The organism is Amycolatopsis sp. NPDC006125 (assembly GCF_040614195.1).
Taxonomy (GTDB): Bacteria; Actinomycetota; Actinomycetes; order Mycobacteriales; family Pseudonocardiaceae; genus Amycolatopsis_E; species Amycolatopsis_E tucumanensis.
The window spans coordinates 1-15400 of sequence record NZ_JBEXTZ010000144.1 but is presented as its reverse complement, the minus strand read 5'-3'; the positions used below and the strand labels follow the sequence as shown (position 1 = coordinate 15400).

The 15400-nt window shown below is 68.5% G+C and carries 27 protein-coding genes; all 27 read right to left on the bottom strand.

Annotation, left to right across the window (positions count from 1 at the left end; translation table 11 throughout):
• Positions 1-179: 179 nt before the first annotated feature.
• Positions 180-1016, bottom strand: a complete 837-nt coding sequence (gene truA, locus ABZ193_RS40230) for a tRNA pseudouridine(38-40) synthase TruA (protein WP_020417573.1) — start codon at positions 1014-1016, stop codon at positions 180-182.
• A gap of 65 nt (positions 1017-1081) precedes the next feature.
• Positions 1082-1660 (bottom strand): 50S ribosomal protein L17, encoded by a 579-nt coding sequence (rplQ, locus tag ABZ193_RS40225; protein WP_354713964.1) that lies wholly within the window; start codon positions 1658-1660, stop codon positions 1082-1084.
• A gap of 79 nt (positions 1661-1739) precedes the next feature.
• Complete coding sequence (locus tag ABZ193_RS40220; RefSeq protein ID WP_017986635.1) at positions 1740-2807, bottom strand: DNA-directed RNA polymerase subunit alpha; 1068 nt, start codon at positions 2805-2807, stop codon at positions 1740-1742.
• A gap of 91 nt (positions 2808-2898) precedes the next feature.
• Positions 2899-3504 carry a 30S ribosomal protein S4 gene (rpsD, locus tag ABZ193_RS40215; RefSeq protein WP_020417571.1) on the bottom strand — a complete coding sequence of 202 codons (606 nt, stop codon included), beginning with the start codon at positions 3502-3504 and terminating at the stop codon, positions 2899-2901.
• Positions 3505-3527: 23 nt separating this feature from the next.
• Positions 3528-3929, bottom strand: a complete 402-nt coding sequence (gene rpsK / locus ABZ193_RS40210) for a 30S ribosomal protein S11 (RefSeq protein ID WP_017986633.1) — start codon at positions 3927-3929, stop codon at positions 3528-3530.
• A gap of 19 nt (positions 3930-3948) precedes the next feature.
• Positions 3949-4155 carry a hypothetical protein gene (locus ABZ193_RS40205; protein WP_017986632.1) on the bottom strand — a complete coding sequence of 69 codons (207 nt, stop codon included), beginning with the start codon at positions 4153-4155 and terminating at the stop codon, positions 3949-3951.
• The gene (gene rpsM, locus ABZ193_RS40200) at positions 4152-4532 is read right to left on the bottom strand and encodes a 30S ribosomal protein S13 (RefSeq protein ID WP_017986631.1); all 381 of its coding nucleotides are present in this window, start codon (positions 4530-4532) and stop codon (positions 4152-4154) included. The genes ABZ193_RS40205 and rpsM overlap by 4 nt, the downstream gene beginning before the upstream one ends.
• A gap of 204 nt (positions 4533-4736) precedes the next feature.
• A complete protein-coding gene (rpmJ, locus tag ABZ193_RS40195; RefSeq protein ID WP_004558882.1) occupies positions 4737-4850 on the bottom strand; it encodes a 50S ribosomal protein L36 in 114 nt (37 codons plus the stop codon).
• Positions 4851-4882: 32 nt separating this feature from the next.
• The gene (gene infA, locus ABZ193_RS40190; RefSeq protein ID WP_005443304.1) at positions 4883-5104 is read right to left on the bottom strand and encodes a translation initiation factor IF-1; all 222 of its coding nucleotides are present in this window, start codon (positions 5102-5104) and stop codon (positions 4883-4885) included.
• A 238-nt stretch (positions 5105-5342) separates the two neighbouring features.
• Positions 5343-6155: a type I methionyl aminopeptidase gene (gene map, locus ABZ193_RS40185; RefSeq protein WP_354713960.1), complete on the bottom strand. Its 813-nt coding sequence runs from the start codon at positions 6153-6155 to the stop codon at positions 5343-5345.
• On the bottom strand, positions 6152-6706 hold the full coding sequence (locus tag ABZ193_RS40180) for an adenylate kinase (RefSeq protein WP_026153762.1): 555 nt from the start codon (positions 6704-6706) through the stop codon (positions 6152-6154). Before ABZ193_RS40180 ends, map begins: the two co-directional genes overlap by 4 nt.
• Entirely contained in the window at positions 6703-8010 is a 1308-nt protein-coding gene (secY, locus tag ABZ193_RS40175; protein WP_027935791.1) for a preprotein translocase subunit SecY, read from the bottom strand. Before secY ends, ABZ193_RS40180 begins: the two co-directional genes overlap by 4 nt.
• Positions 8011-8188: 178 nt before the next feature.
• On the bottom strand, positions 8189-8788 hold the full coding sequence (locus ABZ193_RS40170; protein ID WP_020417568.1) for a LysE family translocator: 600 nt from the start codon (positions 8786-8788) through the stop codon (positions 8189-8191).
• A 187-nt stretch (positions 8789-8975) separates the two neighbouring features.
• Positions 8976-9929: a hypothetical protein gene (locus ABZ193_RS40165; RefSeq protein WP_157358497.1), complete on the bottom strand. Its 954-nt coding sequence runs from the start codon at positions 9927-9929 to the stop codon at positions 8976-8978.
• Between the two features lie 82 nt (positions 9930-10011).
• Positions 10012-10458 carry a 50S ribosomal protein L15 gene (gene rplO, locus ABZ193_RS40160; RefSeq protein WP_020417567.1) on the bottom strand — a complete coding sequence of 149 codons (447 nt, stop codon included), beginning with the start codon at positions 10456-10458 and terminating at the stop codon, positions 10012-10014.
• Complete coding sequence (rpmD, locus tag ABZ193_RS40155; protein ID WP_020417566.1) at positions 10455-10640, bottom strand: 50S ribosomal protein L30; 186 nt, start codon at positions 10638-10640, stop codon at positions 10455-10457. The genes rplO and rpmD overlap by 4 nt, the downstream gene beginning before the upstream one ends.
• A gap of 1 nt (position 10641) precedes the next feature.
• Positions 10642-11271, bottom strand: coding sequence for a 30S ribosomal protein S5 (rpsE, locus tag ABZ193_RS40150; protein WP_017986622.1), 630 nt, complete (start codon positions 11269-11271; stop codon positions 10642-10644).
• 37 nt (positions 11272-11308) lie between these two features.
• A complete protein-coding gene (gene rplR / locus ABZ193_RS40145) occupies positions 11309-11710 on the bottom strand; it encodes a 50S ribosomal protein L18 (protein ID WP_027932626.1) in 402 nt (133 codons plus the stop codon).
• A 2-nt stretch (positions 11711-11712) separates the two neighbouring features.
• The gene (gene rplF, locus ABZ193_RS40140) at positions 11713-12252 is read right to left on the bottom strand and encodes a 50S ribosomal protein L6 (protein ID WP_020417565.1); all 540 of its coding nucleotides are present in this window, start codon (positions 12250-12252) and stop codon (positions 11713-11715) included.
• Between the two features lie 17 nt (positions 12253-12269).
• On the bottom strand, positions 12270-12668 hold the full coding sequence (gene rpsH, locus ABZ193_RS40135; RefSeq protein ID WP_020417564.1) for a 30S ribosomal protein S8: 399 nt from the start codon (positions 12666-12668) through the stop codon (positions 12270-12272).
• Positions 12669-12742: 74 nt separating this feature from the next.
• Positions 12743-12928 carry a type Z 30S ribosomal protein S14 gene (locus ABZ193_RS40130; protein ID WP_017986618.1) on the bottom strand — a complete coding sequence of 62 codons (186 nt, stop codon included), beginning with the start codon at positions 12926-12928 and terminating at the stop codon, positions 12743-12745.
• Positions 12928-13491, bottom strand: coding sequence for a 50S ribosomal protein L5 (gene rplE / locus ABZ193_RS40125; RefSeq protein WP_017986617.1), 564 nt, complete (start codon positions 13489-13491; stop codon positions 12928-12930). The genes ABZ193_RS40130 and rplE overlap by 1 nt, the downstream gene beginning before the upstream one ends.
• Positions 13491-13805, bottom strand: coding sequence for a 50S ribosomal protein L24 (gene rplX / locus ABZ193_RS40120; protein ID WP_017986616.1), 315 nt, complete (start codon positions 13803-13805; stop codon positions 13491-13493). The genes rplE and rplX overlap by 1 nt, the downstream gene beginning before the upstream one ends.
• Positions 13805-14173: a 50S ribosomal protein L14 gene (rplN, locus tag ABZ193_RS40115; RefSeq protein ID WP_017986615.1), complete on the bottom strand. Its 369-nt coding sequence runs from the start codon at positions 14171-14173 to the stop codon at positions 13805-13807. Before rplN ends, rplX begins: the two co-directional genes overlap by 1 nt.
• A 79-nt stretch (positions 14174-14252) precedes the next feature.
• Positions 14253-14558 (bottom strand): 30S ribosomal protein S17, encoded by a 306-nt coding sequence (gene rpsQ / locus ABZ193_RS40110; protein ID WP_020417563.1) that lies wholly within the window; start codon positions 14556-14558, stop codon positions 14253-14255.
• Positions 14558-14806, bottom strand: a complete 249-nt coding sequence (gene rpmC / locus ABZ193_RS40105) for a 50S ribosomal protein L29 (protein ID WP_017986613.1) — start codon at positions 14804-14806, stop codon at positions 14558-14560. The genes rpsQ and rpmC overlap by 1 nt, the downstream gene beginning before the upstream one ends.
• On the bottom strand, positions 14806-15225 hold the full coding sequence (gene rplP / locus ABZ193_RS40100) for a 50S ribosomal protein L16 (protein WP_017986612.1): 420 nt from the start codon (positions 15223-15225) through the stop codon (positions 14806-14808). Before rplP ends, rpmC begins: the two co-directional genes overlap by 1 nt.
• Positions 15226-15400: the final 175 nt, after the last annotated feature.

Below are 15400 nucleotides of genomic sequence, written 5' to 3'. Positions count from 1 at the left end.
GGCGTCAAGGCGGGAAAGAGTACCTTGACCCCGCTGATCGGCGACTAAAGATCGGCTGTGGATCGGGGGCGGGGGAGGTCTGGTTGGGGTAGTCGGCCTACTTGCATTGCCGGCTCGCCTTTCGTGCCGCATGCACCGCATGCACGAGCCTGTGGATAACCGCTGTGGATTGTGGATAACTAGCTTGCCTCGGAGGCCGCTCGCATGTTGCGGGTCTGTTCGGCGCGTGCCGCCAGTTCCTCGTCGGCCGGGTAGTCCACGCCGATCAACGTCAGGCCGTGTGCTGGGGCCACGGCGCTGTCCCGCACTCCCCCACGCAACAACTCAGCCGGCCACTCGGTCGGGCGACGGCCGTCGCCCACCAGGAGCATCGCGCCGACCAGGCTGCGCACCATCGAGTGGCAGAACGCGTCAGCCGACACCTCAGCCTCGACGACATGCGAATCGATCCGGTGCCACGTGAACCGCTGGAGTTCGCGGATCGTCGTGCCGCCTTCGCGCTGCTTGCAGAACGCCGCGAAGTCCCGCAGGCCCAACAGCGCCTCGGAAGCCTCGTTCATCGCCGTCAGCGACAGCGGGCGGCCCCAGGCCAGGGTGTCGAACCGGCGCAGTGGATCAACACCCCACGGCGCGTCCGAAACCCGGTAACGGTAGTGCCTGCGGATCGCGGAGAACCGGGCGTCGAAACCGTCCGGCGCGACCCGGGCGTCCAGCACTCGCACGTCGCCCGGCAGGAACCGGTTCCAGCGGTGCCGCATGCGCTCAAGGTCGGGAATCCCCCGGTCATCCACCGCCAGCCGTCCGGCCGGCCCGGACAGCGGCACCACGTCCACGTGCACGACCTGCCCGGTCGCGTGCACACCGGCGTCCGTGCGGCCGGCCACCACGACCGACTTCGGCACCGCGGCCCCGGGCGGCTGCTTCGCCAGCGCCTCCTCCAGCAAGCCCTGCACCGTGCGGCGGCCGGGCTGGCGGGCCCACCCCGAGAACTGCGTGCCGTCGTAGCTGACGTCCAAGCGCAGACGAACGAGCCCGCCCTCCCCGGAGGGAGCAGCGGGCTCGTCGCGTGAAACTTCTGCCGTCAGGACTCGTCCTTCTTGGCGTCGTCCTTGGCCTCGGCAGCAGCGTCGTCGGCACCCTCGGCCGGCTCGGCGGTCGCCTCGGTGGTGGCCGACTCGGGCGCCTCAGCGTCCTGGTCGGTCGCCTCAGCGGCCTTGGTCTCCTCGACCGCGGAGGAAGCCTCGGCAGTGTCCTTAGCCGCGAACTTGGTCTTCCGCGCCTTCTCCGCCTCCGAGGTGACGGTCTTCTCGGACACCAGCTCGATGACCGCCATCGGGGCGTTGTCGCCCTTGCGCGGCAGCGTCTTGGTGATCCGGGTGTAACCGCCGTTGCGGTCCGCGAAGAACGGGCCGATCTCGGCGAGCAGCTTGTGAACCACGTCCTTGTCGCGGATCACGCGCTGGATCTGACGCCGGTTGTGCAGGTCGCCGCGCTTCGCCTTGGTGATCAGCTTCTCGGCGAGCGGCCGCATCCGGCGGGCCTTGGCCTCGGTCGTGGTGATCTTGCCGTGCTCGAACAGCGACGTGGCGAGGTTCGCCATCATCAGCCGCTCGTGGGCCGCGGATCCACCGAGACGGGGGCCCTTCGTGGGGGTGGGCATTGCTTCTCCTCGTAAATCCGGCCGCTTTCAGGCCGGCGCCCGCCCCGCACGAATCACTCGGCGAGGCGGGCCGCCGTCCTTACAGCTGCTCCGTCTCTGCGTAGTCCTGGCCGTCGTCGTGGCCGTTGTCCGACAGGCCGCCGACACCCTCGGCGGACCAGCTCTCGCCGCCCTCGTAGGAGGCAGCAGCCGCGGTCGGGTCGAACCCGGGCGGGCTGTCCTTCAGCGACAGGCCGAGGCCGACGAGCTTCATCTTGACCTCGTCGATCGACTTCGCGCCGAAGTTGCGGATGTCGAGCAGGTCGGCCTCGCTGCGCGAGACCAGTTCGCCGACCGTGTGGATGCCCTCGCGCTTGAGGCAGTTGTACGACCGGACCGTGAGGTCCAGGTCCTCGATCGGCATCGCGTAGGCGGCGATGGTGTCCGCCTCCTGCGGCGACGGGCCGATCTCGATGCCCTCGGCGTCGACGTTGAGCTCCCGGGCCAGGCCGAACAGCTCGACCAGCGTCTTACCGGCCGACGCGACGGCGTCGCGCGGGGTGATCGACGGCTTGGTCTCGACGTCCAGGATCAGCTTGTCGAAGTCGGTGCGCTGCTCGACACGGGTCGCCTCGACCTTGTAGGTGACCTTCAGCACCGGCGAGTAGATCGAGTCGACCGGGATCCGGCCGATCTCGGCACCAGCCTGCTTGTTCTGCTGAGCGGGCACGTAACCGCGGCCGCGCTCGACGACCAGTTCGATCTCCAGCTTGCCCTTGCCGTTCAGCGAGGCGATGTGCAGATCCTGGTTGTGCACGGTGACACCGGCCGGCGGAACGATGTCGGCCGCGGTGACCTCACCCGGGCCCTGCTTGCGCAGGTACATGGTGACGGGCTCGTCCTCCTCGGACGACACGACCAGTTCCTTGAGGTTCAGGATGATGTCGGTGACGTCTTCCTTCACCCCGGGGACGGTGGTGAACTCGTGCAGCACACCGTCGATGCGGATGCTGGTGACCGCCGCGCCCGGGATGGACGACAGCAGCGTGCGCCGCAGCGAGTTGCCGAGCGTGTACCCGAAGCCGGGCTCCAGCGGCTCGATGGTGAACCGGGACCGGGTCTCGTTGATCGGCTCTTCGCCGAGGGCCGGTCGCTGGGAAATCAGCACTTTCTTCTCTTCCTTTCCTGCCGGCGCCCGCCATATGACGCCGAAAGGGATGGCGGAGCGGCGACGCGCGGGTGCGCGCCGCCGCGGCCGATCACTTCGAGTAGTACTCGACGATCAGCTGTTCCTGGACCGGAACGTCGATCTGCGCCCGCTCGGGGAGCTGGTGCACCAGGATGCGCAGGTTGGACTGCACGACCTGCAGCCAGCCGGGGATCGGCCGGTCGCCGAACGACTCCTTGGCGGCCACGAAGGGCAGCATCTGGAGCGACTTCGGCCGCACGTCGATGATGTCGAACTTCTCGACCTGGTAGCTGGGGATCGTCACCTTCACGCCGTTGACGGTGAAGTGACCGTGCGCCACCAGCTGACGCGCCTGACGGCGGGTACGGGCCAGGCCGGCGCGGTACACGACGTTGTCGAGGCGCGACTCGAGGATCTGCAGCAGGTTCTCACCGGTCTTGCCGGGGCGCCGCGCGGCCTCCTTGTAGTAGCGGCTGAACTGCCGCTCGAGGACGCCGTACGTGTAGCGAGCCTTCTGCTTCTCCTGCAGCTGGAGCAGGTACTCGGACTCCTTGACCCGGCCGCGGCCGTGCTGGCCGGGCGGGTACGGGCGGCGCTCGAAAGCCTGGTCGCCGCCGACGAGGTCAACCTTGAGGCGCCGCGAGATGCGAGTCGCGGGGCCGGTGTAGCGAGCCATCTGTTGTTACTCCTCCCCGTTCCTCAGACCCGGCGCCGCTTGGGCGGGCGGCAGCCGTTGTGAGGCTGCGGGGTCACGTCCTGGATGGTGCCGACCTCGAGACCGGCGGCCTGCAGCGAACGGATCGCCGTCTCCCGGCCGGAACCCGGGCCCTTGACGAACACGTCGACCTTCTTCATCCCGTGCTCGGCGGCCTTGCGAGCCGCGTTCTCGGCCGCCATCTGCGCGGCGAACGGGGTGGACTTGCGGGAGCCCTTGAAACCGACGTGGCCGGAGGAGGCCCACGAGATGACCGCACCGTTCGGGTCGGTGATCGACACGATGGTGTTGTTGAAGGTGCTCTTGATGTGAGCGTGGCCGTGGGCCACGTTCTTCTTTTCCTTCCGCCGGACCTTCTTGGCCCCGGCGCGAGCCTTGGGTGGCATGTTGGGTGGTTTCTCCTGCCTAGCGCGAGTTCTCGGTCTGTGCGGCGGCAGCGGCGGCCTCGCGGGCCTCCTGCTGGCCACGCCGGATCAGCGAACCGGCGTCGGTGTAGAGCTGGCGAAGCGCCATCGGGCGGGCATACAGGGCCTTCGGCGAAACGCACGAATTGTTGCGGCGGCGCACCTGCCCGGCGCCGATCCGCACGACCTTCTTGCCCTGGACGCTCACTTCTTGCCAGCCTTCTTCTTGCCGGCGACCGTCTTCTTCGGACCCTTGCGGGTGCGGGCGTTGGTCTTGGTCCGCTGGCCGCGGACGGGCAGACCGCGGCGCCACCGCAGGCCCTCGTAGCAGCCGATCTCGATCTTGCGACGGATGTCGGCCTGCACCTCGCGGCGGAGGTCACCCTCGACCTTGAAGTTCTCTTCGATGTGGTCGCGCAGCTTGACGAGGTCGTCGTCGGTCAGGTCGCGGACCCGGGTGTCCGGGTTCAGCGACGTGGCCGCGATGAGCTCCTTCGAGCGCGTACGACCGATGCCGTAGATGTAGGTCAGCGCGATCTCCAACCGCTTCTCGCGGGGGAGGTCTACGCCGGCGAGTCGTGCCATGGCGCTTGATGCTCCTTCTGCTGTTCGTCGCTCCAGGTGTGCTCCCCGCCCGGTTCCGGGACCGACTCGCATGTCGTCCGGAGCACTTGCGTGTCCGGTGTCCCGGCCCCGGCCTGGAGTCCGGGGGTCGGCCGGGCCGTGTGGCCCGGCAGGTGCGGGGAGGTCATACAGCTGTCCGTCCGCTCTGCGTGGTGCAGGCGGTGATCAGCCCTGCCGCTGCTTGTGCCGCAGGTTCTCGCAGATCACCATGATCCGGCCGTGGCGGCGGATCACCTTGCACTTGTCGCAGATCTTCTTGACGCTCGGCTGGACCTTCACGTCTCCTGCTTCCTTATGCGTTGCTCACCGCGTCACTTGTAGCGGTAGACGATCCGCCCACGAGACAGGTCGTACGGCGACAGCTCGACGACAACCCGGTCTTCCGGGAGGATGCGGATGTAGTGCTGCCGCATCTTGCCGCTGATGTGTGCCAGGACCTTGTGACCGTTCTCCAACTCGACTCGGAACATCGCGTTGGGGAGTGGCTCGATGACCCGACCTTCGACCTCGATGGCCCCGTCTTTCTTAGCCATGTCCTCCGCGTTTCGTGACTTGGTAGAGCACCGAATTGGCAACTCTTGCGTTCGGCGGACACGCCGCACCGACCCCAAGGACCCGAGCATTGACGAGCGCGTTGGAACCGGCGTGATGAGTACGCCAGCTAGATAGTGTACGCAGCCTGTGTCGCACCTCGCGAGGCGGGGTGATGTGTGGTAGGCAACGTCACTCCGACGATACCCCAAGTCGCACCGGAAGCGGTGAACCCGCAGGTCAGGAGCCTTCGGGCAGGGTCAGGACGCGGGGGCCGTCCTCGGTGATGGCGACGGTGTGCTCCCAGTGGGCGGCACGTGAGCCGTCCGCGGTCACCACGGTCCAGCCGTCCTCGAGCTCGACGGTCTCGGCGCTGCCGCCGGTCAGCATCGGCTCGATGGCCAGCGCCATGCCGGGCTTGAGCTTCGGCCCCTTTCCGGGCTTGCCGACGTTGGGCAGGAACGGCTCCATGTGCATCTCGGTGCCGATGCCGTGCCCGCCGTACTCGACGATCTGGCCGTAGGAGGTGCCGTCGGCCGCCGAAGACGTCTCGGCGGAGGACTGCACGGCGTGCGAGATGTCGGTCAGCCGGGCGCCGGGCACCGCGGCCTCGATGCCGGCGAGCATCGCGGCGCGGGTGGCGGCCGACAACGCCTGGTCGGCGGCCGAAACCGCGCCGATGGCGAGGGTGACGGCGGAGTCGCCGTGCCAGCCGTCGAGGATGGCGCCGCAGTCCACGGACAGCAGGTCGCCCTCGGCCAGCACCGTCGTCTTCGCCGGGATGCCGTGGACGACCTGCTCGTTCACCGACGCGCAGATCGAGGCCGGGAAGCCGTGGTAGCCCTTGAACGAGGGCACCGCGCCGGCCGCGCGGATGGTCTGCTCGGCGATCTCGTCCAGGTCACCGGCGCTGACGCCGGGCTTGGCGGCCTCGGCGACAGCCGCGAGGGTGCGGGCCACCACGATGCCGGCGGCCCGCATCGCGTCCAGCTCGCCGGGCGTCTTGATCTCGATGCCGCGGTGGCGGCGGAGCACGGAAGGCACCAGGTTCACGCGCGCGCGTCGAGAGCGTTCACGATCCGCGAGGAGACCTCGTCGACCTCGCCGACGCCGTCCACCTTGACCAGGATGTCGCGGTAGTAGTCCAGCAGCGGCGCGGTCTCCGACTGGTAGACCTGCTGCCTGCGGCGGATGACCTCTTCGGTGTCGTCCGTGCGGCCGCGGCCCAGCAGGCGCTCGACCAGGACGTCCTCCGGCACGTCGAGCTGGATGACCGCGTCGAGCGCGCTGTCCGACTCGGCCAGCATCTCGCCGAGGACCTCGGCCTGCTTGGTGTTGCGCGGGAACCCGTCCAGCAGGAAGCCGGCCTTGGTGTCGGACTCGGCAAGGCGCTCGCGGACCATCTCGTTGGTGACGCTGTCCGGGACCAGCTCGCCCGAGTCGAGGTAGCGCTTCGCCTCCTCGCCCAGCGGCGTCTGCTCCGCCACGTGAGCGCGGAAGAGGTCACCGGTGGAGATGTGCGGGATGGAGAGCCGCTGCGACAGCGCTACCGCCTGAGTTCCCTTCCCTGCTCCGGGCGGGCCGACAAGAACCAGGCGCGTCATCGCAAGAACCCTTCGTAATTCCGCTGCATCAGCTGGCTTTCGATCTGCTTCACCGTGTCGAGGCCGACGCCGACCATGATCAGCACGGCGGTGCCGCCGAACGGGAAGTTCTGGTTGTTGCCCTCCTGCGTGATGGACAGGAAGAAGTTCGGGAGGATCGCGATGATGCCGAGGTAGAGCGAGCCGGGGAAGGTGATCCGGCCCAGCACGAAGCTCAGGTACTCGGCGGTCGGCCGACCGGGGCGGATGCCCGGGATGAAGCCGCCGAACTTCTTCATCTCCTCCGCGCGCTCATCCACGTTGAACGTGATGGTGATGTAGAAGTACGTGAAGAAGATGATCAGCGCGAAGTACAGCAGGATGTGCACCCAGCTGGACTGGTTGACCACGTAGGTCTGCAGGAACGCCTGCCAGCCGGAGCCGCTGGTCGGGTCGCCGAACAGACGGCTGATCAGGTCCGGCAGGTACAGCAGCGACGAAGCGAAGATGACCGGGATGACACCGGCCTGGTTCACCTTGATCGGCAGGTAGGTCGACGTGCCGCCGTACATCCGGCGGCCGATCATCCGCTTGGCGTACTGCACCGGGATCCGGCGCTGGCCCTGCTCGACGAAGATGACGCTGGCGATGATCACCAGGCCGAAGAGGCACACCAGCGCGAAGACGAGACCGCCCTGGTTGTTCAGGATGTTCATGCCCTCGGCCGGGATGCGGGCCGCGATGTTCAGGAAGATCAGCACGGACATGCCGTTGCCGACGCCGCGCTCGGTGATGAGCTCGCCCAGCCACATCATGACCGCGGTGCCCGCCGTCATGGTGATGACGATCAGCGCCAGCGAGAAGATGCTGTTGTCCGGGATGATCGACTGCGCGCAGTCCGGGAACAGCTGGCCGCGGTCGGCGAGCGCCACCACACCGGTCGCCTGCAGGATCGCCAGCGCGATCGTCAGGTACCGGGTGTACTGCGTGAGCTTGCCCTGGCCGGCCTGGCCTTCCTTCTTCAGCTCCTCGAACCGCGGGATGACGACGGTGAGCAGCTGGATGATGATGCTGGCCGTGATGTACGGCATGATGCCGGTCGAGAAGATCGACAGCTGCAGGAGCGCCCCGCCGCTGAACAGGTTCAGCAGGGAGTAGATGCCGGACTGGTCGGCACCGGCCTGGCATGCCTGCACATTGGGATAGGAGACCCCGGGCGCCGGGGTGACCGCACCGATCCGGTACACGGCCACGATCAACAGCGTGAACAGGATCTTCTTGCGCAGGTCCGGCGTGGCGAGAGCCGAGCGAAAGGCGCTGAGCACGCGGGGGACCTCCTCGGCGTCGCCGGTGGGTGTCACCGGCGATCGGCTTGGCCGGCACGCTGGCCGGCAGGAACACCATGTCGCTGGCAAGCCAGCAGCGCTCCGGGGCATGTCGGTCCCCGAAGCGCGTCGCCCGACTCTAACAGCCGGGCGTTGGAGGGTTGTGAGGTAGGCCGTGTTATGAGCCGGAGGCGGCCAGGGTGCCGGCCATGCCGAGCAGGACCGCTCCGGTGCCGCGGTCCAGCTTCCGCCGGGTTTCGACGCTCAGACGGACAGCCTTGAGCGCGGCGCCGACCGCGGCGTAGGCCGTGCCGGCGAGGAACTCGGCGACGAGGTAGACGCCGCCGAGGATCGCGATCTGCGCGGTGGGTGACCCGTGTGCGGGGTCGACGAACTGCGGCACGAACGCGGTGAAGATGAGGATCGCCTTGGGGTTGGTGATGGCGACGAGGAACTCCTTGCGCAGCACGGGGCCGGGTGGTTGTTCCGCCGGTGGCTGGGGCTTGCTGCGGAGGAGCCGGACGCCGAGCCAGACGAGGTAGGCGACACCGGCCCACTTGACAGCGGTGAGCGCGGGCTCGGACGCGGCGAGCAGCTGACCGAGCCCCGCCGCGACGGCGCCGATCATGAGCGTGAAGGCCGCCAAGCGCCCGAGCAGCCCCGCGAGGGCCTGCGGGAGGCCGTGCTGGATGCCGTGGTGCAGCCCGAGAAGGTTGTTGGCGCCCGGTGTGAGGGCGATGAGCATGGCGGCGCCGAGGAAGACGAGCAACCAGGTCATCGCCGTGACGGTACTGGCTGTGCTGACGAGCGGCGGCTGATTTTTCGGGGCGGGCGGCGGCACGGCAGCTCACGAGCGGCGGCAGCATGTCGGCGGATCGCGAGGTGCCGCACTCCGGCACGGCTGCCGGACCTCGGCGCGGCGGGTGGCGGCGACGCGAGCGCCCACCTACCCAATAGGCGGGACGTTAGGAGCTTGGGCGCTCCTCGCCGCGCGGGTCGCCTTCCGACGAGCTCCCTTGGCGCTCCCCCGGTTGCGCCCCGGCGGGATGGTGCTGGCTTGCCGGGTTCGGCCGCCAGCCGCTCTGGCCCGACAGTCCCTGGCCCGCCGCGTTCGAGCCCGGCTCGCCCTGACTCCCTACGCCCTGCCCGGGCGTGCTCGGGCCGGGTGGGTAGCCGGCGTGCGGCAGGGGCATGGCCTGTCCCGCAGACGGGGCGCTCGGGTAGGGCTCGCCGCCGGGCCAGTGCCTCGTCGGGGCCGGGAACTGGGGTCCGGGCTGGTACCCGGACGGCGCGGGGATCCCGTAGCGCGGCGTCGTCAGGTCCTGCGGCGCGCGGCGGCCCCGCGCGGCGGCCAGGACCGCGGCCACGATCGCCGCCAGGGTGGCGCCGGCGACCAGCCAGAACCCGAGTCCGAGCCGGTCGCTCGTCGAGAAATCGCCGTCGCCCTCCGCGGCGCCCGTCGGGCGGAAGCTCTCGTGGAGGCTGACCCCCTGCAGGACGATCCCGGCGGCGGTCGCGAGGAGGAAGGCCGCGCCGGTCGCCGTGGCCAGCGCTGCCGCGAACTTCCGGGCGGGCGACGAATCGCGGCGAGCCGCGGCCAGGCTCAGCACCGCCGCGATGACCAGCAACAACCCGGCCGCCGCCAGCAGGTAGCCGTTGCGGACCGGGCTGCCGAAGGTGTTCGTCGGGATCCCGGGCTGCGCCGCCTCCGCGGTCAGGTCCCACCCGGTGACCGTCAGCGACAGCTGCGGCTCACCCTGGAAGAGCAGCTCGCCCTCGAACAACGCGAAGAACGAGCCCGTGACGGCGGCCGCGGCGGCGAGCAACGCCAGCGCGGCGCCCAGCAGACGTCCACCGTGCCAACCAGGTCGACGGCTCGGCACCGGCGGGTAACCAGGTGGAACCCCCGGGAACGACATCACCCGATCGTGGCACCACCAGCACGCAAAGGAAAGGGCCCGCCGGTCCGAAGACCAGCGGGCCCTTGCCGCATGTAAAAAATCAGAGCTCGGTGGCCGAACCGCCGGCCGCCTCGAGCTTCTCCTTCGCGGACGAGGAGAACTTGTCGGCGGTGACGTTCAGCTTCACGCCGTTCAGGTCGCCGTTGCCGAGGACCTTGACGAGCTCGTTCTTGCGAACCAGACCGCGCTCGACCAGCTGCTCCTTGGTGACGTCGCCACCGTCCGGGAAGACCCGGGCGATGTCGCCGACGTTCACCGGCTGGTACTCGGTGCGGAAGCGGTTCTTGAAGCCACGCAGCTTCGGCAGCCGCATGTGGATGGGCATCTGCCCACCCTCGAAACCGGCGGGCACGTTCTTCCGGGCCTTGGTGCCCTTCGTACCGCGACCGGCGGTCTTGCCCTTCGAACCCTCACCACGACCGACGCGGATCTTCTCGCGCTTGGCGCCCGGGGCCGGGCGCAGGTGGTGGATCTTGATGGCCGTCATGCCTTGACCTCCTCAACAGTCACGAGGTGGCGGACGGTGTGGATCAGACCGCGGACCTCCGGGGTGTCCTCGCGCACCACGGACTGCCGGATCTTGCGCAGCCCGAGGGTCCGCAGGGACTCCCGGTGGTTGTGCTTGGTGCCGATCTTGCTCTTGACCTGGGTCACCTTGAGCTGAGCCATGTCAGACCCCCTGTCCCGCACGCTGACGCAGCATCCGGGCCGGCGCGACGTCCTCGAGCGGCAGACCGCGACGGGCCGCCACCTCCTCCGGACGCTGGAGACCCTTCAGGGCCGCCACGGTGGCGTGCACGATGTTGATCGCGTTGTCCGAGCCGAGCGACTTCGACAGCACGTCGTGCACACCCGCGCACTCCAGCACCGCGCGGACCGGGCCACCGGCGATGACACCGGTACCGGCGCTGGCCGGGCGGAGCAGGACCACACCGGCGGCCTCCTCACCCTGGACCGGGTGCGGGATGGTGCCGGCGATCCGGGGAACGCGGAAGAAGTTCTTCTTCGCTTCCTCGACGCCCTTGGCGATGGCCGCGGGAACTTCCTTGGCCTTGCCGTAGCCGACGCCGACCTGACCGTCGCCGTCACCGACGACCACCAGGGCGGTGAAGCTGAAGCGACGACCACCCTTCACGACCTTGGCGACGCGGTTGATCGCGACGACGCGCTCGAGGTGCGGGGTCTTCTCCTGGCCGGCCCCGCCACGGCCACCGTCGCGGCGGTCGCGGCGGTCACGACGGTCGCGGTCGTTGCCGCCCGGACCGCCCTGTCCACCGCCCTGCCGTGTACGTCCCGGCATCAGGCTTTCCTTCCATTCGCGAGCATGTGCATGGTTCTCAGAACTCCAACCCCGCCTCGCGAGCGGCGTCGGCCAGCGCGGCGATGCGGCCGTGGTAGCGGTTGCCACCGCGGTCGAACACGACGCTGGAGATGCCCGCACCCTTGGCACGGGCGGCCACGAGCTCGCCGACCTTGGCGGCCTTGGCCTTCTTGTCGCCCTCGAGCGCACGCACGTCGGCCTCGAGGCTCGACGCCGAGGCGACCGTGTGGCCTGCCACGTCGTCGATCACCTGGACCGTGATGTGCCGCGAGGACCGGTGGATGACCAGCCGGGGCCGCTGGGCGGTCCCGCCGACCTTCTTGCGAAGCCGGAAGTGACGGCGCGCCTTCGCGACGCGGCGCCGGGTCGAGATGTCCTTGCCGACCGGCTTCCGCTTCTTCGTTGCCGTTTCGCTCATGATCACTTACCCGTCTTTCCGACCTTGCGACGGATGCGCTCACCCTCGTAGCGCAGCCCCTTGCCCTTGTACGGGTCCGGACGGCGGAGCCGGCGGATCACCGCGGCGATCTGGCCGACCTTCTGCTTGTCGATGCCGGACACGGAGAACCGGGTCGGGGTCTCGACCTTGAAGGTGATGCCCTCCGGCGCCTCGATCAGCACGGGGTGGCTGTAGCCGAGGGCGAACTCGAGGTTGCTGCCCTTGGCCTGGACGCGGTAACCGACACCGTGGATCTCGAGCTTCTTCTCGTAACCCTCGGTCACACCCACGACCAGGTTGTTGACCAGCGTGCGGGTCAGACCGTGCAGCGCACGGCTCTCCCGCTCGTCGTCCGGGCGCTTGACCAGCAGCGCGCCGTCCTCACCGCGCTCGACCGTGATCGGCTCGGCGATGGTGTGCGAAAGGGTGCCCTTGGGACCCTTCACCGAAATGTTCTGGCCGTCGATGGTCACCTCGACCCCGGAAGGGACGGTGATCGGCTGCTTACCGATGCGCGACATGCCTGCTCTCCCTTCCGTTACCAGACGTAGGCGAGGACTTCCCCGCCCACACCGTTGCGCTTGGCCTGCCGGTCGGTCTGAAGGCCGCCCGACGTCGAGATGATCGCGATGCCCAGCCCGCCCAGCACGCTCGGCAGCTCGGTCGACTTGGCGTACACCCGCAGACCCGGCTTGGACACGCGGCGCAGACCGGCGATGCTGCGCTCGCGGTTGCGGCCGTACTTCAGTTCCACGATGAGGTTCTTGTGCTTCTCACCCGGCTCGTCCCGGTAGCCCGAGATGTAACCCTCGCGCTTCAGGATCTCGGCGATGTTCGCCTTGAGCTTCGAGTGCGGCACCACGACCTCGTCGTGGTACGCCGAGTTGGCGTTCCGCAGACGTGTCAGGAAGTCTGCGATGGGGTCGGTCATCGTCATGGTGACCTTCAACCTTTCTCGCCTGGTTCCCCCTAGTCAGAGGGCCTGTGGCGAAGTGGGAGCTTCTGTCGTTCCTACCAGCTGGACTTGGACACACCGGGGAGTTCGCCCGCGTGCGCCATCTCGCGCAGGCAAACCCGGCACAGTCCGAACTTGCGGAACACCGAGTGGGGCCGGCCGCACTTGTTGCAGCGCGTGTAGGCACGCACCTTGAACTTCGGCTTGCGGGCCGCCTTGGCGATCAGAGCCTTCTTGGCCATCAGTTCTCCTTGAACGGGAAGCCGAGCTTGCGGAGCAGCGCGCGGCCCTCGTCGTCGGTGGTAGCGGTGGTGACAACGGTGACGTCCATGCCGCGCGGGCGGTCGATGGAGTCGGGGTCGATCTCGTGGAACATGGACTGCTCGTTGAGACCGAAGGTGTAGTTGCCGTTGCCGTCGAACTGCTTGGCCGACAGCCCGCGGAAGTCGCGGATACGCGGCAGCGCGATCGTCAGCAGCCGGTCCAGGAACTCCCACATGCGGTCGCCGCGCAGCGTCACGCGCGCACCGATCGGCTGGCCCTCACGCAGCTTGAACTGCGCGATGGACTTGCGCGCCCGGCGCACCTCGGGCTTCTGACCGGTGATGGCCGCGAGGTCGCGGATCGCACCGTCGATCAGCTTGCTGTCCCGCGCGGCGTCGCCGACACCCATGTTGACGACGACCTTGACCACGCCCGGGATCTGGTGGACGTTCTCGTAGCCGAACTCGCTGCGGAGCTCGCCCTTGATCTCTTCGCGGTACCGCGTCTTCAACCGCGGCACGATCTTCTCTGCGGTCGTCATCAGATGTCCTTACCGGTCCGGCGCGAGATGCGAACCTTCTTGCCGTCCTCGCCGATGCGGTAGCCCACGCGGGTCGGCTTGCCGTCGGAGTCCACGACCATCACGTTCGACACGTGGATCGGGGCCTCCTGCGTCACGATGCCGCCGGACTGCGCGCCGCGCTGGGTCTGGGAGATCCGGGTGTGCTTCTTGATCCGGTTCACGCCCTCGACCAGCACCCGCTGGCGCTCCGGGTAGGCCTTGATGACCTTGCCCTTGGCGCCCTTGTCCTTGCCGGCGATGACGACGACCGTGTCGCCCTTCTTCACCTTCATCAGAGCACCTCCGGCGCCAGCGAGATGATCTTCATGAACTTGCGGTCACGCAGCTCACGGCCGACCGGGCCGAAGATGCGGGTGCCGCGCGGCTCGTTGTCGTTCTTGATGAGCACGGCGGCGTTCTCGTCGAACTTGATGTAGGAGCCGTCCGGGCGACGCCGCTCCTTCGTCGTGCGGACGACGACGGCCTTGACCACGTCACCCTTCTTCACCCCGGCAGCCGGGATGGCGTCCTTGACGGTGGCGACGATGATGTCGCCGATACCCGCGTAGCGCCGTCCCGAGCCACCGAGCACGCGGATGCAGAGGATCTCCTTGGCACCCGTGTTGTCGGCGACTCGCAGCCGCGACTCCTGCTGGATCACGTCAACTCCTGTATGTCGCGCCGGTTCTCACCTTCCGGCGAGCCTGGCGGAACGGAGGAGGCCCGAGATGGGCCTCCGATTACTTGGCCTTCTCCACGATCCGCACGAGCCGCCACCGCTTGGTGGCCGAGGTCGGGCGGGTCTCCATGAGGATCACGCGGTCACCGATGCCGGCGGTGTTCTCCTCGTCGTGCGCCTTCACCTTGCTGGTGGAGCGGAGAACCTTGCCGTAGCGGCGGTGCTTCTTGCGGTCCTCGAGCTCGACCACGATCGTCTTGTCCATCTTGTCCGAGACGACGTAACCCTCACGGACCTTGCGGTAGTTGCGACCGGATTCGGCGCTCTGCACCGGCTGCGCGGCGAGCTCTGGGGTCTGCTCACTCATCAGGCAGCACCTTCTTCATTCTCGGCGTCGGGGGAAACGGACAGGCCGAGCTCGCGCTCCCGCATCACCGTGTAGATCCGAGCGATGTCGGCACGGACGGTGCGGAGGCGGCGGTTGTTGTCCAGCTGCCCGGTGGCCATCTGGAAGCGGAGGTTGAACAGCTCCTCCTTGGCTTCCTTCAGGCGCAGCACGAGCTCCTCGTTGGTGAGCTCACGCAGCTCTGCGGCGGCGACACCTGCCTGCGCCATCAGAACTCACCACCTTCACGGGTCACGATGCGGCACTTCATGGGGAGCTTGTGGATCGCGCGGCGCAGCGCCTCACGAGCCTGGGCCTCGTTCGGGAAGCTCAGCTCGAACATGACGCGGCCCGGCTTCACGTTGGCGACCCACCACTCGGGCGAACCCTTACCGGAACCCATGCGGGTTTCGGCCGGCTTCTTGGTGAGCGGGCGGTCCGGGAAGATGTTGATCCAGACCTTGCCGCCACGCTTGATGTGCCGGGTGATGGCGATACGAGCGGACTCGATCTGCCGGTTGGTCACGTAGTGGTGCTCAAGCGCCTGGATGCCGTACTCACCGAAGGTGACCTTCGTGCCGCCCTTGGCGGCACCGGCGCGCTTCGGCGAGTGCTGCTTGCGGTGCTTGACCTTGCGTGGGACGAGCACGCCTCAGCCCTCCGTCTTCTCGGCCGCGTCCGGCGAACCCTGCGCGGGCGCCTCGCTGGTCGCGACATCCGTGTCGGCCTTCGCGGCGGCAGCGGCGCGGCCGGCTTCGGTCGAGGTCGGCGTCGTGCCCTGGGCGCCGGACGCGGCCGAGAAGACGGAGGGCTGAGGCGTGCTC